The organism is Streptomyces sp. NPDC058464 (genome assembly GCF_042721035.1).
Taxonomy (GTDB): Bacteria; Actinomycetota; Actinomycetes; order Streptomycetales; family Streptomycetaceae; genus Streptomyces.
In genome coordinates, this window is the sequence record NZ_JBHXMA010000003.1 from 81529 (window position 1) to 104837 (window position 23309).

The 23309-nt window shown below is 71.8% G+C and carries 19 protein-coding genes; 11 read left to right on the forward strand and 8 right to left on the reverse strand.

Annotation, left to right across the window (positions count from 1 at the left end; translation table 11 throughout):
- Window positions 1-72 precede the first annotated feature (72 nt).
- From gltB to ACFWPQ_RS05505, 4 genes are all read left to right on the forward strand, one after another.
- Window positions 73-4611 carry a glutamate synthase large subunit gene (gltB, locus tag ACFWPQ_RS05490; protein ID WP_384030223.1) on the forward strand — a complete coding sequence of 1513 codons (4539 nt, stop codon included), beginning with the start codon at window positions 73-75 and terminating at the stop codon, window positions 4609-4611.
- Entirely contained in the window at window positions 4604-6064 is a 1461-nt protein-coding gene (locus ACFWPQ_RS05495) for a glutamate synthase subunit beta (RefSeq protein ID WP_384030225.1), read from the forward strand. Before gltB ends, ACFWPQ_RS05495 begins: the two co-directional genes overlap by 8 nt.
- 181 nt (window positions 6065-6245) lie before the next feature.
- On the forward strand, window positions 6246-6971 hold the full coding sequence (locus ACFWPQ_RS05500) for a vWA domain-containing protein (protein WP_384030227.1): 726 nt from the start codon (window positions 6246-6248) through the stop codon (window positions 6969-6971).
- Between the two features lie 86 nt (window positions 6972-7057).
- Complete coding sequence (locus ACFWPQ_RS05505; RefSeq protein ID WP_384030229.1) at window positions 7058-8719, forward strand: cytochrome bc complex cytochrome b subunit; 1662 nt, start codon at window positions 7058-7060, stop codon at window positions 8717-8719.
- A gap of 90 nt (window positions 8720-8809) precedes the next feature.
- Here the strand turns inward: ACFWPQ_RS05505 and ACFWPQ_RS05510 are convergent, their stop codons facing one another.
- Both ACFWPQ_RS05510 and ACFWPQ_RS05515 read right to left on the reverse strand, forming a co-directional pair.
- The gene (locus ACFWPQ_RS05510) at window positions 8810-9769 is read right to left on the reverse strand and encodes an acyl-CoA dehydrogenase family protein (protein WP_384030231.1); all 960 of its coding nucleotides are present in this window, start codon (window positions 9767-9769) and stop codon (window positions 8810-8812) included.
- A 1-nt stretch (window position 9770) separates the two neighbouring features.
- On the reverse strand, window positions 9771-10910 hold the full coding sequence (locus tag ACFWPQ_RS05515) for an acyl-CoA dehydrogenase family protein (RefSeq protein ID WP_384030723.1): 1140 nt from the start codon (window positions 10908-10910) through the stop codon (window positions 9771-9773).
- 53 nt (window positions 10911-10963) lie between these two features.
- On the opposite strand from ACFWPQ_RS05515, the gene ACFWPQ_RS05520 reads away from it, so the two are divergent.
- From ACFWPQ_RS05520 to ACFWPQ_RS05530, 3 genes are read left to right on the forward strand one after another with little or no spacing between them, the layout of a single operon-like run.
- Window positions 10964-11752 carry an SDR family oxidoreductase gene (locus ACFWPQ_RS05520; protein WP_384030233.1) on the forward strand — a complete coding sequence of 263 codons (789 nt, stop codon included), beginning with the start codon at window positions 10964-10966 and terminating at the stop codon, window positions 11750-11752.
- Between the two features lie 15 nt (window positions 11753-11767).
- Window positions 11768-12379: a TetR/AcrR family transcriptional regulator gene (locus ACFWPQ_RS05525; protein WP_361283772.1), complete on the forward strand. Its 612-nt coding sequence runs from the start codon at window positions 11768-11770 to the stop codon at window positions 12377-12379.
- Window positions 12380-12425: 46 nt separating this feature from the next.
- Window positions 12426-13583 (forward strand): acetyl-CoA C-acetyltransferase, encoded by a 1158-nt coding sequence (locus tag ACFWPQ_RS05530; RefSeq protein WP_384030236.1) that lies wholly within the window; start codon window positions 12426-12428, stop codon window positions 13581-13583.
- A gap of 198 nt (window positions 13584-13781) precedes the next feature.
- On the opposite strand, the gene ACFWPQ_RS05535 is transcribed toward ACFWPQ_RS05530, so the two are convergent.
- Genes ACFWPQ_RS05535 through ACFWPQ_RS05550 form a run of 4 tightly spaced genes read right to left on the reverse strand, consistent with a single transcriptional unit; the run spans window position 13782 to window position 17182 of the window.
- Entirely contained in the window at window positions 13782-14831 is a 1050-nt protein-coding gene (locus ACFWPQ_RS05535; RefSeq protein WP_384030238.1) for an NAD(P)H-dependent flavin oxidoreductase, read from the reverse strand.
- Entirely contained in the window at window positions 14831-15592 is a 762-nt protein-coding gene (locus ACFWPQ_RS05540; protein ID WP_384030240.1) for a CoA-transferase subunit beta, read from the reverse strand. Before ACFWPQ_RS05540 ends, ACFWPQ_RS05535 begins: the two co-directional genes overlap by 1 nt.
- Complete coding sequence (locus tag ACFWPQ_RS05545) at window positions 15589-16437, reverse strand: CoA transferase subunit A (protein WP_384030242.1); 849 nt, start codon at window positions 16435-16437, stop codon at window positions 15589-15591. The genes ACFWPQ_RS05540 and ACFWPQ_RS05545 overlap by 4 nt, the downstream gene beginning before the upstream one ends.
- Entirely contained in the window at window positions 16430-17182 is a 753-nt protein-coding gene (locus tag ACFWPQ_RS05550; RefSeq protein ID WP_384030244.1) for an enoyl-CoA hydratase family protein, read from the reverse strand. Before ACFWPQ_RS05550 ends, ACFWPQ_RS05545 begins: the two co-directional genes overlap by 8 nt.
- 101 nt (window positions 17183-17283) lie before the next feature.
- Between ACFWPQ_RS05550 and ACFWPQ_RS05555 the strand changes: the two genes are divergently transcribed.
- Together ACFWPQ_RS05555 and ACFWPQ_RS05560 are read left to right on the forward strand one after the other, a co-directional pair.
- The gene (locus tag ACFWPQ_RS05555; protein WP_384030246.1) at window positions 17284-18102 is read left to right on the forward strand and encodes an SDR family oxidoreductase; all 819 of its coding nucleotides are present in this window, start codon (window positions 17284-17286) and stop codon (window positions 18100-18102) included.
- A gap of 1 nt (window position 18103) precedes the next feature.
- The gene (locus tag ACFWPQ_RS05560; RefSeq protein WP_384030248.1) at window positions 18104-19027 is read left to right on the forward strand and encodes an SDR family oxidoreductase; all 924 of its coding nucleotides are present in this window, start codon (window positions 18104-18106) and stop codon (window positions 19025-19027) included.
- A gap of 68 nt (window positions 19028-19095) precedes the next feature.
- Here the strand turns inward: ACFWPQ_RS05560 and ACFWPQ_RS05565 are convergent, their stop codons facing one another.
- Together ACFWPQ_RS05565 and ACFWPQ_RS05570 are read right to left on the reverse strand one after the other, a co-directional pair.
- Window positions 19096-19986: a hypothetical protein gene (locus ACFWPQ_RS05565; RefSeq protein WP_384030250.1), complete on the reverse strand. Its 891-nt coding sequence runs from the start codon at window positions 19984-19986 to the stop codon at window positions 19096-19098.
- 159 nt (window positions 19987-20145) lie between these two features.
- Window positions 20146-21897 (reverse strand): beta-galactosidase family protein, encoded by a 1752-nt coding sequence (locus ACFWPQ_RS05570; protein ID WP_384030252.1) that lies wholly within the window; start codon window positions 21895-21897, stop codon window positions 20146-20148.
- A 107-nt stretch (window positions 21898-22004) separates the two neighbouring features.
- On the opposite strand from ACFWPQ_RS05570, the gene ACFWPQ_RS05575 reads away from it, so the two are divergent.
- Window positions 22005-22901, forward strand: coding sequence for a helix-turn-helix domain-containing protein (locus ACFWPQ_RS05575; RefSeq protein WP_384030726.1), 897 nt, complete (start codon window positions 22005-22007; stop codon window positions 22899-22901).
- Window positions 22902-22935: 34 nt separating this feature from the next.
- Window positions 22936-23286, forward strand: coding sequence for a chorismate mutase (locus ACFWPQ_RS05580; RefSeq protein ID WP_384030254.1), 351 nt, complete (start codon window positions 22936-22938; stop codon window positions 23284-23286).
- Window positions 23287-23309: the final 23 nt, after the last annotated feature.

Genomic DNA, 23309 nt, shown 5'->3' on the forward strand with positions numbered 1-23309 from the left:
ACGACGGGAGAGCCGATGCGTACGCCGCGCCAGCCGTCCCAGCACTCCACGAACGGCCGAAACTGGTCGTTCATGGATGCTCGCCCTGCTGCGCAGGGTATGTACGACCCCCGCAACGAGCGCGACGCCTGTGGCGTCGGCTTCGTGGCCACCCTCACCGGCGAGGCGAGCCATGCGCTGGTCGAGCAGGCGCTCACGGTTCTGCGCAACCTTGAGCACCGCGGCGCGACCGGCTCCGAGCCCGACTCCGGTGACGGCGCGGGCCTGCTCTCCCAGGTGCCCGACGCCTTCTTCCGCGAGGTGGCCGAATTCGAGCTGCCGGCAGCCGGTTCTTACGCCGTCGGCATCGCCTTCCTCCCGGAGGACGGCACCCAGGACGCCGTCTCGCGGATCGAGACGATCGCGGACGAGGAGGGCCTCACCGTCCTCGGCTGGCGCGAGGTTCCGGTCGCCCCGCAGCTGCTCGGCGCCACCGCCCGCTCCACCATGCCGGTCTTCCGGCAGGTCTTCGTCACCGACGGCGCCAGCGAGGGCATCGCGCTGGACCGCAAGGCGTTCGTGCTGCGCAAGCGCGCCGAGCGCGAGGTCGACGTCTACTTCCCGTCGCTGTCCGCGCGGACCATCGTCTACAAGGGCATGCTGACCACCGGCCAGCTGGAGCCCTTCTTCCCGGACCTGTCCGACCGCCGCTTCGCATCCGCGATCGCGCTCGTGCACTCCCGGTTCTCCACGAACACCTTCCCGTCGTGGCCCCTCGCGCACCCCTACCGCTTCGTCGCCCACAACGGTGAGATCAACACCGTCAAGGGCAACCGGAACTGGATGGTCGCCCGCGAGTCCCAGCTGGTCTCCGACCTGTTCGGGCCGCAGGAGAAGCTGGACCGCGTCTTCCCGATCTGTACGCCCGACGCCTCCGACTCGGCGTCCTTCGACGAGGTGCTGGAGCTCCTGCACCTGGGCGGGCGTTCGCTGCCGCACTCCGTGCTGATGATGATCCCGGAGGCGTGGGAGAACCACGACTCCATGGACGCGGCCCGCCGCGCCTTCTACGGCTTCCACTCCACGATGATGGAGCCCTGGGACGGCCCCGCCTGCGTCACCTTCACCGACGGCTCCCAGGTCGGCGCCGTTCTCGACCGCAACGGTCTGCGTCCCGGCCGCTACTGGGTCACCGACGAGGGCCTGGTCGTCCTCGGCTCCGAGGTCGGCGTCCTCGACATCGACCCGTCCAGGGTCGTCCGCAAGGGCCGGCTGCAGCCCGGCAAGATGTTCCTCGTCGACACCGTCGAGCACCGCATCATCGAGGACGACGAGATCAAGGCCGGCCTCGCCGCGGCGCAGCCGTACGCGGAGTGGCTGGAGGCCGGCGAGATCGAGCTGGGCGACCTGCCCGAGCGCGAGCACATCGTCCACACCCACGCCTCGGTCACCCGCCGCCAGCAGACCTTCGGCTACACCGAGGAAGAACTGCGCGTCATCCTCGCCCCGATGGCCAAGGCCGGCGCCGAGCCGATCGGCTCCATGGGCACCGACTCGCCCATCGCCGCGCTGAGCGAGCGCCCGCGCCTGCTCTTCGACTACTTCACCCAGCTCTTCGCGCAGGTCACCAACCCGCCGCTGGACGCGATCCGCGAAGAGCTCGTCACGTCGCTGCGCAGCTCCCTCGGTCCCTCGGGCAACCTGCTCGACCCGACGGCCGCCTCCTGCCGCTCGGTCGTGCTGCCCTTCCCGGTGATCGACAACGACGAGCTGGCCAAGCTCATCCACATCAACGCCGACGGCGACATGCCCGGCTTCAAGGCCGCGACCCTGTCCGGCCTGTACCGGGTCTCCGGCGGCGGCGACTCCCTGGCCGCGCGGATCGAGGAGATCTGCGCCGAGGCCGACGCGGCCATCGAGAACGGCGCCCGCCTGATCGTCCTGTCGGACCGGCACTCGGACGCCGAGCACGCGCCGATCCCGTCGCTGCTGCTCACCGCGGCCGTCCACCACCACCTCATCCGCACCAAGCAGCGCACCCAGGTGGGCCTGCTGGTCGAGGCCGGTGACGTCCGCGAGGTCCACCACGTCGCGCTGCTGATCGGCTTCGGCGCCGCCGCCGTCAACCCGTACCTGGCGATGGAGTCCGTCGAGGACCTGACCCGCGCGGGCACCTTCCTGCCGGGCATGGAGTCCGAGCAGGCCATCCGCAACCTGATCTACGCCCTCGGCAAGGGCGTCCTCAAGGTCATGTCCAAGATGGGCATCTCGACCGTCGCCTCCTACCGCGGCGCCCAGGTCTTCGAGGCCGTCGGTCTCGAAGCCGGCTTCGTCGACAAGTACTTCAACGGCACCGCCTCCAAGATCGGCGGCGTCGGCATCGACGTCATCGCCAAGGAGGTCGCCGCCCGCCACGCCAAGGCCTACCCGGCCTCCGGCATCGCCCCGGCGCACCGCGCCCTCGACATAGGCGGCGAGTACCAGTGGCGCCGCGAGGGCGAGCCGCACCTGTTCGACCCGGAGACGGTCTTCCGCCTCCAGCACTCGACGCGCGCGAACCGCTACGACATCTTCAAGAAGTACACGGACCGCGTGAACGAGCAGTCCGAGCGGCTGATGACGCTCCGCGGCCTCTTCGGCTTCAAGAGCGACCGTCCGTCGATCTCCGTCGACGAGGTCGAGCCGGTCTCCGAGATCGTCAAGCGGTTCTCGACCGGTGCCATGTCCTACGGCTCCATCTCGCGCGAGGCCCACGAGACCCTCGCCATCGCCATGAACCAGCTGGGCGGCAAGTCCAACACCGGTGAGGGCGGCGAGGACCCGGACCGCCTGTACGACCCGGCGCGGCGCAGCGCCATCAAGCAGGTCGCCTCCGGCCGCTTCGGCGTGACCTCGGAGTACCTGGTCAACGCCGACGACATCCAGATCAAGATGGCCCAGGGCGCCAAGCCCGGCGAGGGCGGCCAGCTGCCCGGCCACAAGGTCTACCCGTGGGTCGCCAAGACCCGGCACTCCACCCCGGGTGTCGGCCTGATCTCCCCGCCGCCGCACCACGACATCTACTCCATCGAGGACCTGGCCCAGCTGATCCACGACCTGAAGAACGCGAACCCGCAGGCGCGGATTCACGTCAAGCTGGTCTCGGAGGTCGGCGTCGGCACGGTCGCGGCCGGTGTGTCCAAGGCCCACGCGGACGTCGTGCTCATCTCCGGCCACGACGGCGGTACGGGCGCCTCCCCGCTGACCTCGCTCAAGCACGCGGGCGGCCCCTGGGAGCTCGGCCTCGCCGAGACCCAGCAGACCCTGCTGCTCAACGGCCTGCGCGACCGCATCGTCGTGCAGACCGACGGCCAGCTGAAGACCGGCCGTGACGTCGTCATCGCCGCGCTGCTCGGCGCCGAGGAGTTCGGTTTCGCGACCGCGCCGCTCGTCGTCTCCGGCTGCATCATGATGCGCGTCTGCCACCTCGACACCTGCCCGGTCGGCGTCGCCACCCAGAACCCGGTGCTGCGCGACCGCTTCTCCGGCAAGGCCGAGTACGTGGTGAACTTCTTCAAGTTCATCGCCGAGGAGGTCCGCGAGATCCTCGCCGAGCTGGGCTTCCGCTCCATCGAGGAGGCCGTCGGCCACGCGGAGACGCTCGACGTCACCCGCGCCGTCAACCACTGGAAGGCGCAGGGCCTGGACCTGGCCCCGCTCTTCCACGTGCCCGAACTGCCCGAGGGCGCGGCGCTGCACCAGACGGTCGCGCAGGACCACGGCCTGGAGAAGGCCCTGGACAACGAGCTGATCAAGCTCGCCTCGGACGCCCTGGCCGCCTCCAGCGCCACCGACGCCCAGCCGGTGCGCGCCCAGATCAAGGTCCGCAACATCAACCGCACGGTCGGCACCATGCTCGGCCACGAGGTGACGAAGAAGTTCGGCGGCGCGGGCCTGCCCGACGACACCATCGACATCACCTTCACCGGCTCGGCCGGCCAGTCCTTCGGCGCCTTCCTGCCGCGCGGTGTCACCCTCCGCCTGGAGGGCGACGCCAACGACTACGTCGGCAAGGGCCTCTCCGGCGGCCGTGTCATCGTCCGCCCGGACCGTGCGGCCGACCACCTCGCCGAGTACTCCACCATCGCGGGCAACACCATCGCCTACGGCGCGACCGGTGGCGAACTGTTCCTGCGCGGTCGTACGGGTGAACGATTCTGCGTCCGTAACTCCGGTGCGCTGGTGGTCTCGGAGGGCGTGGGCGACCACGGCTGCGAGTACATGACCGGCGGCCGGGCGGTGGTCCTCGGCGAGACGGGCCGCAACTTCGCGGCCGGCATGTCCGGTGGCGTCGCGTACGTGATCGACCTGAACGTCGACAACGTCAACGTGGGCAATGTCAGCGCCGTCGAGGCCCTCGACGACAGCGACCGGCAGTGGCTGCACGACGTCGTGCGCCGCCACGCCGAGGAGACCGGCTCCACGGTCGCCGAGAAGCTGCTCGCCGACTGGGACGACGCCGTCCAGCGGTTCAGCAAGATCATCCCCAGCACGTACAAGGCAGTGCTCGCCGCCAAGGACGCCGCCGAGCGAGCCGGTCTCTCCGAGACCGAGACCCACGAGAAGATGATGGAGGCGGCGATCAATGGCTGACCCGAAGGGCTTCCTGAACCACGGCCGTGAGGTCGCCAAGACCCGTCCCGTCACCGAGCGCGTCAAGGACTGGAACGAGGTCTACGTCCCGGGTTCGCTGCTGCCGATCATCAGCAAGCAGGCCAGCCGGTGCATGGACTGCGGCATCCCGTTCTGCCACAACGGCTGTCCGCTCGGGAACCTGATCCCCGAGTGGAACGACTTCGCCTACCGCGAGGACTGGACGGCGGCGTCGGAGCGCCTGCACGCCACGAACAACTTCCCGGAGTTCACGGGCCGCCTGTGCCCGGCCCCGTGCGAGTCGGCGTGCGTGCTCGGCATCAACCAGCCTGCCGTCACCATCAAGAACGTCGAGGTCTCCATCATCGACAAGGCGTGGGAGGTCGGGACCGTCGCGCCGCAGGCCCCCGAGCGCCTGTCCGGCAAGACCGTCGCCGTCATCGGCTCGGGCCCCGCGGGCCTGGCCGCCGCCCAGCAGCTGACCCGGGCCGGCCACACCGTCGCCGTCTACGAGCGCGCCGACCGCGTCGGCGGCCTGCTCCGCTACGGCATCCCCGAGTTCAAGATGGAGAAGCGGCACATCAACCGCCGCATCGAGCAGATGCGCGCGGAGGGCACCCGCTTCCGTACCGGCATCGAGATCGGCGTCGACCTCAAGGCGACCGACCTGAAGAAGCGGTACGACGCGGTCGTCATCGCCGCCGGTGCGACGACCGCCCGCGACCTCCCGGTCCCCGGCCGCGAGCTCAAGGGCGTCTACCAGGCGATGGAGTACCTGCCCCTGGCCAACAAGGTCCAGGAGGGCGACTACGTCGTGTCCCCCATCTCGGCCGAGGGCAAGCACGTGGTCGTGATCGGCGGCGGCGACACCGGCGCGGACTGCGTGGGCACCGCCCACCGCCAGGGCGCGGCCTCCGTCACGCAGCTGGAGATCATGCCCCGTCCGGGCGAGGACCGCGCGCCGAACCAGCCGTGGCCGACCTTCCCGATGCTCTACAAGGTCACCTCGGCGCACGAGGAGGGCGGCGAGCGGGTCTACTCCGTCTCCACCACCCACTTCGAGGGCGACGAGGACGGCAACGTCCAGTGGCTGCACCTCACCGAGGTGGAGTTCGTCGAGGGCAGGCTGACCCCGAAGCCGGGCACCGAGCGGAAGATCCCGGCCCAGCTGGTCACCCTGGCCATGGGCTTCACCGGCACCGACCGGGTCAACGGCGTGGTCGAGCAGTTCGGTCTCGAACTCGACGAGCGCGGCAACGTCGCCCGCGACGCCGACTTCCAGACCAACGTCCCCGGCGTCTTCGTCGCCGGTGACGCGGGCCGCGGCCAGTCCCTGATCGTCTGGGCGATCGCCGAGGGCCGCTCGGCCGCCAAGGGCGTCGACCGCTTCCTCACCGGGGCGAGCGACCTCCCGGCCCCGATCCGCCCCACGGACCGCTCGCTGATGGTCTGAGCCACACCTCAACAGACGTCCCGTACAAAGGCGTACGGGCTGGTTGTCTGGGGGGTATCCCCCCAGACCCCCCGTGACGGCGCCTGCCCCACAGTCCCCGACCGGACGACCGGGCAGGCGCCGCCGCCTTTCCGCGATCAAGTAATCTCGGCCTCCTGGACCAGGGCGAGGGGGAGCAGGGATGGCCGCGATCAGTCTCAGCAAGGTGGAGCAGACCGCGCCCGCGCTGGTCGGCGCGTACCGCTCCGCCGGGATCTCCCTCACCAAACACGGCCTCGACGGACTGCGTGCCGCCGTCTACCTGGTCGTCGACTACTCCGGCTCGATGAAGCCGTACTACGCCGACGGCAGCGTGCAGACCCTCGCGGACCGGGTCCTGGGCCTCTCCGCGCACCTGGACGACGACGGCCGGGTCCCCGTCGTCTTCTTCAGTACCGACATCGACGCGGTCACCGACATCAAGCTGGCCGAACACACGGGCCGGATCGAGAAGATCGCGGCCGGGCTCGGGCACATGGGCAAGACCAGCTACCACCTGGCCATGGACGCGGTGATCGACCACTACCTGGACAGCGGGTCCACCGCGCCCGCCCTGGTCGTCTTCCAGACCGACGGCGGCCCGATCAACAAGCTCGCCGCGGAACGCTACCTGTGCAAGGCGGCCAGGCTGCCGCTGTTCTGGCAGTTCGTCGGCTTCGGCGACCCGCACAGCAAGCAGTTCGACTTCCTGCGCAAGCTCGACGAACTCGCGGTGCCGGGCAAGCGGGCGGTGGACAACGCAGGCTTCTTCCACGCCGGTTCGGACCCGGGGACGGTGCCGGACGGCGAGCTGTACGACCGCCTCGTCGGCGAGTTCCCGCAGTGGCTGGCGGCGGCCCGGGCGGCGGGGATCGTGAGCACCGGCTGAACCGGCCGACTTTACGCGGCCCCGTTGGCTGTAGCGTTCCGGCGTGCCACCCTGAGGGGTGATCCGGCGGGGAGGCGACGCGACGTATGGACGACGCGGCACGAACGGTGAACGGTCAGGCGCGGGTGGGGAGTTCGGCACAGCGAGCGGAGCCGCCCGGCAAGGGTGAGAAGCTCGCGGACTGGGCCGACGGCCGGCTGGGGATCTACGGCCTGGCCAAGGCGAACATGCGCAAGGTGTTCCCGGACCACTGGTCCTTCATGCTGGGCGAGATCTGCCTCTACAGCTTCCTCATCCTGATCCTCACGGGCATCTACCTCACCCTGTTCTTCGAGCCCAGCGGCGCCGAGGTCGTCTACCACGGCACCTACCAGCCGTTGAACGGCATCATCATGACCAAGGCGTACGAGTCGACGCTGCACATCAGCTTCGACGTGCGCGGCGGCCTGCTGATCCGGCAGATCCACCACTGGGCGGCGCTGGTCTTCGTGGCCGGCATGCTCGTCCACATGATGCGGGTGTTCTTCACCGGCGCCTTCCGCAAGCCCCGCGAGGTCAACTGGCTGTTCGGCTGGCTCCTGCTGTTCCTCGCCATCCTCACCGGCCTGACCGGCTACTCGCTCCCCGACGACCTGCTCTCCGGCACCGGCGTCCGGTTCGCCGACGGTGCGATCCTGTCGATCCCGATCGTCGGGTCGTACCTCTCGATGTTCCTGTTCGGCGGGGAGTTCCCGGGCCACGACATCATCTCGCGGTTCTTCCCGATCCACGTGCTCCTGCTGCCCGGGATCATGCTGGGCCTGGTCGTCGCCCACCTGATCCTGGTCTTCTACCACAAGCACACCCAGTACCCGGCGCCCGGACGCGACCAGAAGAGCGTGGTCGGCATGCCCTTCCTGCCGGTCTACATGGCCAAGGCCGGCGGCTTCTTCTTCCTCGTCTTCGGCGTCCTCGCGCTCATCGGCGGCATCGCCACCATCAACCCGGTGTGGGCCTTCGGTCCCTACCGTCCAGACCTGGTGACCACCGGTGCCCAGCCCGACTGGTACCTCGGCTTCTCCGAGGGCCTGATCCGCGTCATGCCCGGCTGGGAGATCAACGCCTGGGGCCACACCCTGGAGCTGGGCGTCCTCATCCCCTTCTCGGCCTTCCCGCTCTTCCTCCTGGCCATCGGGATCTACCCGTTCATCGAGGCGTGGATCACCGGTGACAAACGCGAGCACCACATCCTCGACCGCCCGCGCAACGTCCCCGTCCGCACCGCCCTCGGCGTGGCCTGGCTCAGCGAGTACTTCGTGCTGCTGATCGGCGGCGGCAACGACGTCGTGGCCACCCATCTCCATCTCTCCATCAACTCCATCACCTGGTTCGTCCGGATCTCCGTCTTCGTCGTCCCCGTCCTCGCCTTCATCGCCACCAAACGGATCTGCCTCGGCCTGCAGCGCCGGGACCGCGACAAGGTCCTGCACGGCAGGGAGACCGGCCTCATCAAGCTGCTTCCGCACGGCGAGTACATCGAGGTCCACGAACCCCTCGGCCAGGGAAGCCTGTTCGTCCTGACCCAGCACGAACAGAACCCGCCCTACGAGATAGGCCCGCTGGAGGACGCGAACGGCGTACGGCGCAAGGTCACCGTCGCCCAGCGGGTACGGGCGAGCCTGGCGAAGGGGATGTTCGGCCCCGACACCCACATCCCGAAGCCGACGAAGGAGGAGTACCGGGAGCTCACGAGCGGGGATCACCACTAGACCCCGCGAGGGCTTCTTTTGGGGGCGCGGGGCTGTTTTCGATATGCGGCTGCCGCCGCGTGGGCGCGACCAGCCACACACAACCCGCGGCTAACGACGCTCCAGAACCACCCTTCTGCACTCCTTTGGCGCCCCCCAAGCACCCCGCAGCGCACGCGCCTTGGTCAGCCAGAGCGACAGGTCGTACTCCGCCGTATAGCCGATCGCCCCATGCAACTGCAGCGCGGCCCGCGCCCCGGCGTACGCCGCCTCGCATGCGCTCAGCTTCGCCGCGGCCACATCCGACGGAGTCATCGTCACCGCGGCCCCGAACACCAGCGGCCGCGCGAACTCCAGCGCGATCTTCACGTCGGCCAGCCGATGCCGGACCGCCTGGAACGACCCGACGGGCACGCCGAACTGAGTCCGCTGCTTCACGTACGCCACCGTTCTGTCGAGCAGGGCCAGCCCCACCCCCAGCGCCTGCGCGGCCGTGGCCAGCCGGGCCCAGGTCAGCGCCTCGGCCCACGGCGGCTCCGTGCTGATCAGCTCACCGACGGGAACGAGCGGTGCGAGCCGGCGGGCGGGGTCCAGGGACCGGCGTACCGCCCCGGCGCCGGGGGACAGCCGCAGGCCCTCCGGTGTGGTCGCGAGCCGCACATCGGCCGCGTCCCCGTCCAGTGCGAACCCGTACCCGTGCTGCTCGAACGTCACCGTCGCCATCGTCTCTCCCGACGCGATCCCCGGCAGGAACCGCTTGGCGAGGCCCTCGCCGTCATCGAGCAGCACGGCCGCCGCCACCGTCTCCGCCAACGGCCCCGGCACCGCGAACCGCCCCAACTCGACGAACGCCACGGCGAGTTCGACCGGCCGGCGGCCCATCCCGCCGTACTCCTCCGGCACCGCAAGCCCGAACACCCCGGCCTCGCCGATACGACCCCACAAGGCCCGCCCGGCCGCGTGCTCGCCGCGGCTCCAGTCCCGTACCACCGCCGGTGTGTCCGCTGCCGTCAGCAGCCCCCGCAGGGCGTCGGCGAAGTCCCGCTGCTCGGTGTCGAGGAGGAAACGCATGTCAGCGGCGTCCCTTCGGGAGGCCGAGCAGCCGCTCGGCGATGATGTCGCGCTGGATCTCGTTGGTGCCCGCGTAGACCGGACCGGCGAGGGAGAAGACGTAGCCCTCCGACCACGGCGTGTCCGCCAGTTCGCCCTCGGCGCCCAGCAGATCGAGCGCCGTCTCGTGCAGCGCCAGGTCCAGCTCCGACCAGAACACCTTGTTCAGGCTGGACTCGGGGCCGAGCGACTCGCCGTCCAGGAAGCGGGCCGCGGCCGCGTAGGTGAACAGCTGGTACGCGCGGGCGCCGACGACCGCGTCGGCCACCCCGGCCGCGGCGGACTCCGGTTCGCCCCGTGCCTGCCAGAGGTCCCGCAACCGGTCGGCGGCGGCCAGGAACCGCCCTGGTGAGCGCAGGGTCAGCCCTCGTTCGTTGCCCGCCGTGGACATCGCGATCCGCCATCCCTGGCCCGGCTCGCCGATCACGTCCTCGTCGGGTACGAACACCTCGTCCAGGAACAGCTCCGCGAACGCCGGCTTCCCGTCGAGACGGCCGATCGGGCGCACGGTCACCCCCGGCGCGCGCAGGTCGAACATCAGGTAGGTGAGCCCCTGATGCGGCTTGGGTAGGTGCGGCTCGCTGCGGAAGAGGCCGAACGCGCGGTCGGCGAAGGCCGCCCGGGACGACCAGGTCTTCTGGCCGGTCAGCAGCCAGCCGCCGGCCGTCCGCACGGCCCTGGAGGTGAGGGCGGCCAGGTCGGAACCGGCCCCGGGCTCGGACCATGCCTGCGCCCAGACCACCTCCCCGGTGGCCATCGGCGGCAGCACCCGCGCCCGCTGCTCCGGCGTCCCGTGCTCGAACAGGGTCGGCGCGAGCAGCGAGACGCCGTTCTGGCCGACCCGGCCCGGCGCGCCCGCCGCCCAGTACTCCTCCTCAAAGACCAGCCATCGCAGCAGCCCCGCGGCCCGGCCCCCGTACTCCTCGGGCCAGGACACCACCGACCAGCGGTCCGCGGCCAGTTCGGCCTCCCAGGCGCGGTGCGCCGCGAAGCCCTCCGCCGTCTCCAGGGAGGGGAGCGGGCGGGGTGGCACATGCTCCCGGAGCCAGGCGCGGGCCTCGGCGCGGAACTCCTCGTCCGCCGGGCTGTGGGTCAGGTCCACGGTCGCCGTCACCGTCCTTCCCTAACAAGTGTTTGGTAGGTTAGCGTGGGCCCATGACAGGCGTCGAGAGCCCGGAGTACGTCCCCGGGCACGGGCTGCTCGCGGGCCGCACCGCGGTCATCACGGCCGCGGCCGGGGCGGGGATCGGCGGGGCGACCGCGCGCCGCTTCCTGGAGGAGGGCGCCCGCGTGCTGATCAGCGACGCGCACGCGCGGCGGCTGAAGGAGTACGAGGCCGACCTCGCCGGCGAACATCCGGGCGCCGTGACCGCGTTCCCGTGCGACGTCACCGACGAGGCCCAGGTGCAGGGGCTCTTCGACACCGCCGTGCGGGCCCACGGACGGCTGGACATCGTCGTCAACAACGCCGGTCTCGGCGGGACCTCGGCGCTCGTCGACATGGGCGACGAACAGTGGTCGCGGGTCCTCGACGTCACCCTCAACGGCACCTTCCGGTGCGTGCGCGCCGCCCTGCGGCTCTTCCGCGAGGGCGGACACGGCGGGGTGATCGTCAACAACTCCTCCGTCGTCGGCTGGCGCGCCCAGGCCGGACAGGCCCACTACGCCGCCGCCAAGGCCGGGGTGATGGCCCTGACCCGGTGCGCGGCGATCGAGGCCGCCGAGTACGGGGTGCGGGTCAACGCGGTGGCACCGAGCCTCGCCATGCACCCGCACCTGGTGAAGGTGACGTCGGCCGAACTGCTGGAAGAACTCACCGCCCGCGAGGCCTTCGGGCGGTACGCCGAGCCGTGGGAGGTGGCCAACGCCATCGTCTTCCTGGCGTCCGGCTACTCCTCCTACCTCACCGGAGAGGTCCTCTCCGTCAGCAGCCAGCATCCGTAGGACGAGAATGTGCCCGTGCCGACCAAGAAGAAGCCCCAGGTGACCGCCGCGCCCGCCCGGCGGCGCGAACTCCTCGAAACCGCCGCCGAGGTCTTCGCCGAACAGGGCTACAACGCCACCACCGTGCGCAAGATCGCGGACCACGCGGGCATGCTCGCGGGCAGCCTCTACTACCACTTCGACTCCAAGGAGTCGATGCTGGAGGAGATCCTGCGGACCTTCCTCGACGAGCTCTGGGACGGCTACGACACCGTCCTGGACGCCGGACTCGGTCCCCGCGAGACCCTCGAAGCCCTGGTCACCGAGTCCTTCCGGGAGATCGACCGGCACCGCGCCGCCGTCGCCATCTACCAGAAGGAGAGCAAGCAGCTGGTCGCGCAGGAGCGGTTCGGCTTCCTCGCCGAGTCGCAGCGCAGGTTCGAGAAGGCGTGGCTGTCCACGCTGGAGCGCGGGGTCGCCGCGCGCGTCTTCCGCGCCGACCTCGACGTCCGCCTCACCTACCGGTTCGTGCGGGACACGGTGTGGGTCGCCGCCTCCTGGTACCGGCCCGGCGGGCAGCACAGCCCGGAGGAGATCGCCCGGCAGTACCTGTCGATGGTGCTGGACGGGATCGCCGTCCGCGAGTAGCTCACCCATTCGTTGAAAGCCCCTTTCTGCCGAGGGAGTTGCTGACATGGCCGAGGCCTACATCGTCGAAGCGGTGCGCACGCCGGTCGGGCGGCGCAAGGGCGGTCTGAGCGGGGTCCACCCGGCCGACCTGGGCGCCCATGTGCTGACCGCCCTGATACAGCGGTCGGGCGTGGACCCGGCCGCCGTCGAGGACGTCGTCTTCGGCTGCCTCGACGCGGTGGGGCCGCAGGCGGGTGACATCGCCCGGACCTGCTGGCTGGCCGCCGGGCTGCCCGAGGAGGTGCCGGGCGTCACCGTCGACCGCCAGTGCGGCTCCTCGCAGCAGGCCGTGCACTTCGCCGCCCAGGCCGTCCTCTCCGGCACCCAGGACCTGGTGGTCGCCGGGGGCGTCCAGAACATGTCCCAGATCCCCATCGCCTTCGCCTCCCGCCAGGCCGCCGAGCCGCTCGGCCTGACCGAGGGCCCCTTCCTGGGCAGCACCGGCTGGCGGGCCCGGTACGGCACCCGGCCCGTCAACCAGTTCGCCGGCGCCGAGATGATCGCCGCCAAGTGGGGCATCAGCCGCCAGGACCAGGAGGAGTTCGCCCTGCGCTCCCACCGGCGGGCCCTCAGCGCAATCGACGAGGGCCGCTTCGAGCGGGAGACGGTCGCCTACGGCCCGGTCGCGGTGGACGAGGGGCCGCGCCGGGACACCTCCCTGGAGAAGATGGCCGCCCTCAAGCCGGTCCTCGACGGCGGCACCATCACCGCCGCCTGCTCCTCCCAGGTCTCCGACGGCGCCGCCGCCATGCTCCTCGCCTCCGAACGGGCGGTCCGCGAACACGGGCTGCGCCCCCGCGCCCGCGTCCACCACCTCTCCGTCCGCGGCGAGGACCCCGTCCGGATGCTCTCCGCCCCGATCCCGGCCACCGCCCACGCCCTGAAGAAGACCGGCCTCACCATCGACGCCGTCGACCTGGTCGAGATCAACGAGGCCTTCGCCCCGGTCGTCCTCGCCTGGCTCAAGGAGACCGGCGCCGACCCCGCCAAGGTCAACGTCAACGGCGGCGCGATAGCCCTCGGCCACCCGCTCGGCGCGACCGGCGTCAAGCTGATGACGACCCTCCTGCACGAACTGGAACGCACCGGCGGCCGGTACGGCCTCCAGACGATGTGCGAGGGCGGGGGACAGGCGAACGTGACGATCATCGAACGGTTGTGAGCGGAGCGGATGGGACATGGCCCGCCACCACTTCGGCGGACGGAGTCCGGCGCAGGCCGCCGAAGCCTGGGAGGCCCCCTGGGGCCGAGCAGTGCGAGGGGGCCGTTGGGGACGGTGTCGATGTGCGAGGGCGGGGGACAGGCGAACGTGACGATCATCGAGCGGGTGTGAGGCCTCACTTCGAACGGCTGTGAGCCCTCACTTCAGGGCCATGAGCCGGTCCCGTGTCTCCTCCGCCTCCGCCATGATCCGGTTCACCAGTTCGGCGCACGACGGCAGGTCGTCGATCACCCCGGCGACCTGCCCGGACGCCATCACCCCCAGGTCCGTACGGCCGTCCACCATCGCCGACCTGAGCAGCATCGGCGTGTTCGCGGCCAGCAGGACCTGACTCCAGGACAGCTCCTTCCCGTGCCGCAGGGCCAGGCCGTCCCGGACCAGCTGCCGCCAGGTGAGCCCGGACAGCTTCCGGAACCCCGCCGCACGCCGGATCGCGTGCAGCAGACTCCGGGCCCGGCCCGAGTGCTCCAGCGCGGCCACCAGGTCGGTCCGCAGCATCCGGTGCGGCAGACCGTCCACCGCCCTGGTCACCGTGACGTCCCTGACCGACGCCGCCAGGTACCTCGCCTTCACCGCGTCCGGCACCGTCGAGTCCGAGGTGAGCAGGAACCGCGTGCCCATCGCCACTCCCGCCGCCCCGTACGCCAGCGCCGCCACCAGCCCCCGGCCGTCGAAGAACCCCCCGGCGGCCACCACCGGTATCCGCACCGCGTCCACCACCTGCGGCAGCAGCACGCTGGTCGCCACCTCGCCGGTGTGCCCGCCGCCCTCGCCGCCCTGCACGATCACCGCGTCCGCGCCCCACGCCGCCACCTTCTCGGCGTGCCGCCGCGCCCCCACGGACGGGATCACCACCACTCCTGCCTCCTTGAGCTCGGCGATCAGCTCGGGGGAGGGGGCGAGCGCGAAGGACGCCACCCGCACACCTCCCTCGATGATCAGCCGGACCCGGTCGCCGGCGTCGGCCGCGTCCGCCCGCAGGTTCACCCCGAAGGGGGCGTCCGTACGGCACCGCACCTCGGCTATCGCGGCCCGCAGCCGGTCCAGGGTCATGGTCGCGGACGCCAGGATGCCGAGGGCTCCCGCGTTGGCCGTGGCCGAGACCAGGCGGGGGCCCGCCACCCAGCCCATCCCCGTCTGCACGATCGGATGCCGGACCCCGACCAGCCGGGTCAGTGCGGTGTCCATCAGCCGGCGACCTCCTTCGTCCGCGCGCCGGCCGGATCGAGCACCTCGCGGATCAGCCGCAGCTCCACCGCGCTCGGTTCGCGGGTGTACGGCACCTCCTCCGGGACGGCGAGCTCGAAGTCCGTCGCCTCCCGCACCTGGTCGACGCTCACCCCCGGATGCAGTGCGGCCAGCCGCATCGAGCGGTCGGGGGTCTCGAAGTCGAGGACACCGAGGTCGGTGACGACCCGGGGGATGCGGTGGAAGCGTTCCGTGCCCGGGTGCCGGGCCACCCGGTCGTACCCCACCCCGCACACCATGTCGACCTTCGCCACGAACACCCGCCGGGAGTGCTTCGGGACCCAGTAACTCGTCGGGTTGTTCAGGGTGTTGAGGGGCGCTCCGCGCACCCCCAGCAGCTGGCGGCGGGGCCGGGACCAGTCGCCGATGCAGGAGATGTTCTGGTTGCCGTAGCGGTCGAGCTGGCTCGCGCCCATCATCACGTGCCGCCGCCCGCCGGCCACCAGGGCGAGGTGCTGCCGGTAGGGCAGCCAGCCCTCGGGCGTCCCGTCCGGGCGGACCAGCAGGGCCTCCCCGTCGGTGAGCAGCAGGTCCGGTGCGAAGGTCAGCCGGGCCAGGCGCGCGCCCAGGGAGGGGATCAGGCCCATCGGGCTCGCCAGGATCTCGCCGGAGCCGCGCCAGGCCTCGGCGCAGGCGACCACGCAGTACTCGGAGCGCAGTATGTCCCTGGGCAGTACGTCCCCGCGCGGTGTGTCCGTCACCCCTGCCCCTCCTGCCAGTTCCGTACCGCCGACCGGTACGCCTGCTCGTCCCCGGCCAGGAACCGCCCGGAGAACTCCGCCCACGGCGTCGTCGCGTACAGCCGCTGGAACGCCTCGTCCCGCCCGTAGTCGGGGGCGCAGGACGTGAAGTGCGCGCCGCCCGGCGCCTCCACCACCCCTGTCACGTTCAGCCGTTTGACGAGCAGCGACTGCGGGGCCGCCTCCTTCGTCAGCTCGGCCGTGTCCACGATCCGTTCGCAGGAGACGTAGGCCGCGTCGGCCGCCTCGCAGAACAGGTCGTCGAAGTACGGGTCCGGGCCCAGGTACTGCCCGTTGCCCAGCCGGTCGGCGCGGTTGACGTGCACCAGCGCCGCGTCCAGGCGCAGGGCGGGCATCGCCACGAACGTCTCCCCGTCGTCGTACGGCGAAGTGACCGTCCGAAGGCCGGGGTCGACCCGCATGACGTCCGAGCCGAGCCCCGCGCGCACCGGCAGGAAGGGCAGCCGGTTCGCGGCCGCGTGCAGGCCCCACATGAACATGCCCTCGTCGACCTCCATGAGCTCGAACGCCCCGCGTTCGCGTGCCGCGCGGTAGTTCGGTTCGAGCGGGACGGAGTCGAGGGTGACGAAGGCCGTCACCAGCTTGCGCACCCGGCCGGCCGCGACCAGCATCCCGACGTCCGGACCGCCGTACGAGACCAGGGTGAGATCGTCGATACCGCTCCGGAGCACTGCTCTGACCAGGGACATCGGCTTGCGCCGGGAACCCCAGCCGCCGATGCCGAGGGTCATGCCGCTGGTCAGCCGGGAGACGGCCTCGTCGGCGGTCATCGTCTTGTCAGTCACTGCCGGCGCCCTCCTTCCCGAAGGTGTCACGGACCTGGTCGGCCACCCCGCTGAGGGCGGCCTCGAAGGTGAAGCCCTGTTCGAGGCGGTAGCTCCGCCGCACGTCGACGGGGTCGATGCCGTTGATGGCGGCCTTGGCGAGGCGCAGCAGCCGGCCGTCCTTGGCGGCTATCTCCCGCGCCAGCTCCAGTGCCGCGGAGCCGAGCTCCTCGCGGGGCACGACCCGCCACACCGAGCCGTGCGCGTGCAGCTCGGCGGCGGTCGCCGTGCGCGAGGTGTAGTACAGCGTCCGCATCAGATGCGGTGGGACCAGACGGGCCAGATGGGTGGCCGCGCCCAGGGCGCCCCGGTCCAGCTCCGGCAGCCCGAAGACGGCGTCCTCGCTCGCCACGATCGCGTCCGCGTTGCCCACCAGGCCTATCCCGCCGCCCAGACAGAAACCGTGCACCGCGGCCACCACCGGGGTCTCGCACTCGTACACCGCCGCGAAGGCCTCCGCACAGCCCCGGTTGGCGCCGAGCAGCGCCTCGTGCCCGTCCGCCTGTATCTCCTTGATGTCCACGCCCGCGTTGAAGCCCCGGCCTCGCGCGGTCAGCACGACGCACCGGGTCCCGGGGTCGCGGCCCGCCGCGCGCACCGCGTCCGCCAGGGCGAACCAGCCCTGCACCGGCAGTGCGTTCACCGGCGGGTGGTCGACCGTGACGAGCGCGATTCCCTTTTCCGGACACGAGGTGGAGACACCCATGGACGCATCAGCTACCTTCGCACTCAGCTACCTTTCCACCAAACATTTGTTAGGTGTGAGGCTTCGAAGCTAGCAGTCGGCGCTGACAAGCGGGAGGCCCTGTGGACAACTCGCCGAGCGGCAGGACCGTGGTCGTCACCGGCGGTACCAGGGGGGTGGGCGCCGGGATCGCACGGGCCTTCGCCGAGGCCGGGGCCCATGTCGTGGCCTGTGCCCGCAGACCGCCCGAACAACACCTCGAAGGCGTCGAGTTCACCCCTCTCGACCTGCGCGACCCACCCGCCGTACGCGCCTTCTTCGACGCCCTGCCCCGCCTCGACGTGCTCGTCAACAACGCCGGCGGCACCCCCTACCGGCGGCTCGCCGACGCGGACCCCGAGCGGCACGCCCGGGTGATCGAGCTGAACCTCGTCACCCCGCTGACCGCCTCCCTCGCCGCGTACGAGCAGCTCCGGCGGGCCCGGGGAGCGGTGGTGATGATCGGCAGCGTCAGCGGCGGCCGCCCCTCCCCGGGCTCCGCCGCCTACGGCGCGGCCAAGGCGGGACTGGAGAGCCTCGCCCGGTCCATGGCGGTGGAGTGGGCGCCGGAGGTGCGCGTCAACACCCTCGTGGTCGGCATGGTCCGCACCGAGCTGGCCCATCTCCACTACGGCGGCCCGGAAGGCGTCGACGCCGTCTCCCGGACCGTCCCGCTCGGCCGCCTCGCCGCCCCGTCCGACGTCGGCGCCGCCGCCGTCTTCCTCGCCTCCGACGCGGCCGCCTACATCAGCGGGGCGAGTCTGCTCGTGCACGGGGGCGGGGAGCGGCCGCCCTTCCTGGACGCGGCGACTGCAGGCGAGCCGTCCGACAAGCCGTCGGACAAGCCGTCCGAGGACCCGTCCGACAAGCCGTCCGACAAGGCATCCGACAAGGAGGACTGAGATGAGCGGAATCTGCGCGGGCCGGGTCGTGGTCGTCACCGGCGCCGGGCGCGGGCTCGGCCGGGCCCACGCGCTGGCCTTCGCCGCCGAGGGCGCCCGGGTCGTCGTCAACGACCTCGGCGTCGGCCTCGACGGCGTGCCGGGTGCGGGCGGCCCGGACGGCCCCGCCAGTCCCGCCCAGGCCGTCGTGGCCGAGATCCGGTCGGCCGGCGGCGAGGCGGTGGCGCACGGCGGCGACATCGCGACGGACGCCGGTGCCGAGTCCCTGGTGGCGGCGGCCCTGGACGCGTACGGCCGCCTGGACACCCTCGTCAACAACGCCGGATTCCTGCGCGACCGCATGCTGGTCAACCTCGCCGAGGACGACTGGGACGCGGTCATGCGGGTCCATCTCAAGGGCCACTTCCTGCCGCTGCGGCACGCGGCCGCGCACTGGCGGGCCGAGACCAAGGCGGGTCGCACCCCGGTCGCCCGCATCGTCAACACCAGCAGCGGCGCGGGCCTGCTGGGCTCGGTCGGGCAGGGCAACTACAGCGCGGCCAAGGCCGGCATCATCGGTCTCACCCTGGTCGCGGCGGCCGAACTCGCCCGCTACGGCGTCCAGGTCAACGCCATCGCCCCGGCCGCCCGCACCCGGATGACCGAGCGCGCCTTCGCCGAGACCATGGCCGTTCCCGACGCCGGGTTCGACGCCATGGCCCCCGAGAACGTCTCCCCGCTCGTCGTCTGGCTCGGCTCCGCCGCGAGCGCCGGCGTCACCGGGCGGGTGTTCGAGACGGAGGGCGGCAGGATCGCCGTCATGGAGGGGTGGCGGCCCGGTCCGACCGCCGACAAGGGCGCCCGGTGGACCCCGGCGGAGGCGGGGGAGACGGCACTGAAACTGCTGGCCGAGGCGGCGGCGCCGGGGGCGGTGTACGGGGCGTGAGGCCGAGGGCAGGGGCAGGGGCAGGGCAGGGCAGTGCAGGGGCCAGGCCAGGGGGCAGGGGCCGGGGCCTAGGTGTCGCACTCCAGTACCGTCCGGCACAGGGAGCACCGGGCCCGGACCCGGCCCCGCACGGGCACCCTGATCCGCTGGTGGCAGGTCGGGCACGGGAACGAGACCCGCAGCCGGCCGCCGCCGTCGGGGGTGAAGGCGTAGGGGGCGCCGGGCTGCGGGCGCGGCGCGGTGGGGGCGTGGCGGCGGTCGCGGGCGTAGCGGCGGCGGCCCGCCCAGCCGGCCGCGCTGAGCGGTGGCTGCTCCTCGTCCTGGCGGGCCCGGGCCATGCCCTTCTGGTACGCCGTGTAGGCCTGCGGGCTGGTGAACCACACCGAGGGGTCCTCGTGGAAGACGAGGGAGCGCTTGGCCAGCACGTAGCCGAACTCCTCCGGGGTGAGGTAGCCGAGCTTCTGGGACGCCTCGCCGTGCTCCCGGTAGGCGTCCAGGAGCAGCCAGCCGGCCCCCAGGTAGGTGGTCGCCGTGTCCGTCAGGATCTCGTTCTCCCGGATGCTCGGGAAGGAGAGGTCCAGGCGGTGCAGGTACACGTGCATCACCTCGTGGGCGAGGGCCGCGCCGATGTCCCTGCGGTGGGTGCGGAAGCGGTCGTTGAGCTCGACGAAGTACTCGGGGCCCGCGGTCAGTTCGACGTTCGCCGCGTGCGTCATGTCCTTGAAGCCGACGATCATGCGGGCGTCGGGGAGGTGGAAGTGCCGGACGATCTCGCGGGCGACGCGCTGCGAGCCGAGGTGGAGGTCGTCGGTGTCGCAGAACGCGACGGCGGCGGGGAGGACGCTGGTGGCGAAGGTCTGGACGGTGTCGTACGACAGGCGCCGGTACAACGCCGTGACGGCGGCCCGCACGGTGTCCAGGTGCGGGTAGCCGTGTTCCACCGGGCCGCCGTTCGCCACGTCCCTTACCCCCCACAGACGCCGCTGGAGCTGTCTTTCACAGTATGCGGGGGATGGGAGAAAAATTGGGGGCTGAAGGTTGTTCGCCGGCCGCGGGGCCGTGGGGGCTTGTCGCGCAGTTCCTCCCCCAGCCTTCGGCCGGGGGTACCCCCAGCGCCCCTAGAGGGGCGCGATTCGTGCCGTTCCTTGATCAGTGCCCTGGAGCTCCAGGATCCAGACCTCGTTCTCGCCCTCCTGCAGGATCGGGCCGGGGACGTACAGCGACTCCTGCGGGCCCGTCGACCAGTACCGGCCCAGGTTGAAGCCGTTGATCCAGACGAAGCCGCGGGTCCAGCCGGGGAGTTCCAGACGGGCGTCGCCGGCCCCGTGAACCGTCACCGTGCCCCGGTACAGGCCCGTCGCGCCCTCCTCCGGAAGCGGACCGAAAGGCACCTCGTCCACGCCTCCCTCGAACGCGTCCAGATCGAGCCCCCGCGCGCGTACCCCGTGCAGGAACTGGCGCTCGTGCAGGATGCCCCCGGTGATGCCCTTCGGCTCGCCGGAGCGGGGGCCGTAGTTGACGCGGCCCAGGGACTCCACCCAGAGCTCCACGCGCGCGGGGCTGGCGAGCGGCTTCTTGAGCTGGGGTTCCTCCTCGGTGAGGACCCCGGCCCGCTCGCCGTCGACGTAGACGACCGCGAGGTCGCGCAGGCCCCGCGCGGTGAGCGGGTACGGCTGGCGCGGGCCCGGTACCTCCACCTCGTAGCGGACCAGGCCCCGGGCGATGTCCAGCTCCTCGAAGGTGGGCGGGACCGGGTGGACCCGTTCGGGGGTGCCGAGGGCCTCCAGGACGGTGGACAGCGGTGCCCAGGCGGTCGGCTCCACGTCCGTCGGCGAGGCCAACGAGCCGGGTGCCGGGGGCGGTTCGGGCAGCGGGTCGGCGTTGTACGCGGCGAGGACCTCGCGGAAGCGCCAGAACTTCTCCGTGGGACGGCCGTACTCGTCGATCGGCGCGTCGTAGTCGTACGACGTCACGTCCGCCTCGAGCGGGCCCTCGTGCAGCTCGCCGCCGGGGCGGTTGGCGCCCGCCCAGCCGGCGAAGTTGGTGCCGCCGTGTGCCATGTACACGTTGACCGACGCCCCGCACTCCAGGATCTCCCGCAGCGCCGCCGCCGCGTCCCCGGCGTCCCGGACGACGTGCTCGCCGCCCCAGTGGTCGAACCAGCCGCACCAGAACTCCATGCACATCAGCGGGCCGTGCGGCTGGTGGCGGCGCAGGGTTTCGAAGGCCTCGCGCGCGTGCGAGCCGAAGTTGACCGTCGCGAGCAGCCCGGGGACCGAGCCGCCGGTGAGCATGTGGTCCTCGGGACCGTCCGAGGTGACCAGCGGCACCGTGACACCCTCGGTCCTGAGCAGGCCGGTGAGGTGGTCCAGGTAGGCGGCGTCGGAGCCGTAGCTGCCGTACTCGTTCTCGACCTGGACCATGATCACCGGGCCGCCCCGGTCCAGCTGCCGGGAGGTGACCTCGGGCAGCAGCCGGCGGAACCAGCGGTCCACGTACCCGAGGAAACGCTCGTCACGCGTGCGTGCCCGCGCGCCCAGCTCGCCCGTCACCCAGTGCGGCAGGCCGCCGTTCTCCCACTCCGCGCAGATGTACGGCCCCGGCCGCACGATCGCCCACAGGCCGGCCTCCCGGGCCGAGTCCAGGAACCGGCCGAGGGCCCCGACGTCCCGGAAGGCGCCGGGGTGCGGCTCGTGCAGGTTCCACGGGACGTACGTCTCCACGCAGTTCAGCCCCATGGCGCGCAGCATCGCCAGCCTGTGGCCCCACTGGTCCTCGTGCACCCGGAAGTAGTGCAGCGCGCCGGACAGCAGCCGCACCGGCCGCCCGTCCAGCAGGAAATCCGTTTCGCCCACCGTGAAGTCGCTCATACGCTCACCTTGGCCTGCTGGCGTGCGCCGACACCATGGACAAAGATCGGCAGCACTTGGACGGAAGAGACGCACGGAAGGGGCGCGCAGTGCCCGGAGGAGCGCCGATCTTCCGCACCTGGATGCGGTTCTTCACACCTGGCGCCGTCCACCACCGCCTCGGCCTGGTCTGTCTCGGTGTCGGCCTCCAGTACGGCGCGGTGCCCGCCGTCGGCCCGCGCGTGCTCGACGGGCACGTCGCCGTGGTGATCAGCTCGGGCCGGGGCTGGTACCGAACGCCCGACGGGCGCCGCACCACCGTCACGGCCCCCGCGCTGGTGTGGCTCACGCCCGGCGTCCCGCACCACTACGGACCCGATCCGGACAGCGGCTGGGACGAGGCCTTCGTGACCTTCACCGGCCCCGACACCGTGACCTACACGGAACTCGGCTACATCGAGCCCGAGCGGCCCGTGGTGCCGCTCGCGGACGCCTCCGGCCCCCGGGACGTCATCGCCCGCATCGCCCGGGCCGCCCGCCACGGCAACCCCCTCCTGGAGGTCGAGACCGGCGCCGCCGTGCACGAGCTCCTCGTCGCCCTGCGTCGCGCGCGTGCCGACCTCGCTCCCGACGGCGACCCGGTGCTGCACGCGCTCGCCCGGGACGCCTGCACCGGGATGACCGTCGCCGACCACGCGGCCCGGCACGGCATGACCCCGGCCGAGCTGCGCACCGCGGTCCGCCGGGTCGCCGGGTGCAGCCCCAAGGACTATCTGATCGGCATCCGGCTCGGCCGCGCCCAGGAACTCCTCGCCACCACCGAACTGTCCGTCGCCGCCGTCGCCCGCCGCGTCGGCTACGACGATCCGGCCTACTTCTCGCGCCTGTTCACCCGCCGGGTCGGCGCCGCCCCCGTGCGCTTCCGGGCCCAGCAGAGCCGCGCGGTGCCCGACGACTGGAACGAGGGACTCCAGGAGGACGGCGAACCGGGTCCGCCGGTGGCCGAACCCGTCGACGGCCCTTAGTGATCGACAGGCGGCCCCCTTAGGGTTGACGCCCATGACCACCAGCAACACCGCCACCGGTGACGTCGACCCCGCCGTCCGCGAGGAGCTCGGCCGGCTGCGCGACAGCATCGACAACATCGACGCGGCCGTCGTCCACATGCTCGCCGAACGCTTCAAGGCCACGCAGCAGGTCGGGCGCCTGAAGGCGGTCCACCGGCTGCCCCCGGCCGACCCGGCCCGCGAGGCCCGGCAGATCGCCCGGCTGCGCGCCCTCGCCGAGAACGCCAAGCTCGACCCCGCCTTCGCCGAGAAGTTCCTGAACTTCATCATCGCCGAGGTGATCAGGCACCACGAGTCCATCGCCGAGGACGCCGTCAACAGCCGGCAGACGGACGGGCACTGACCCGGGCAACCCGCCTTACGCCT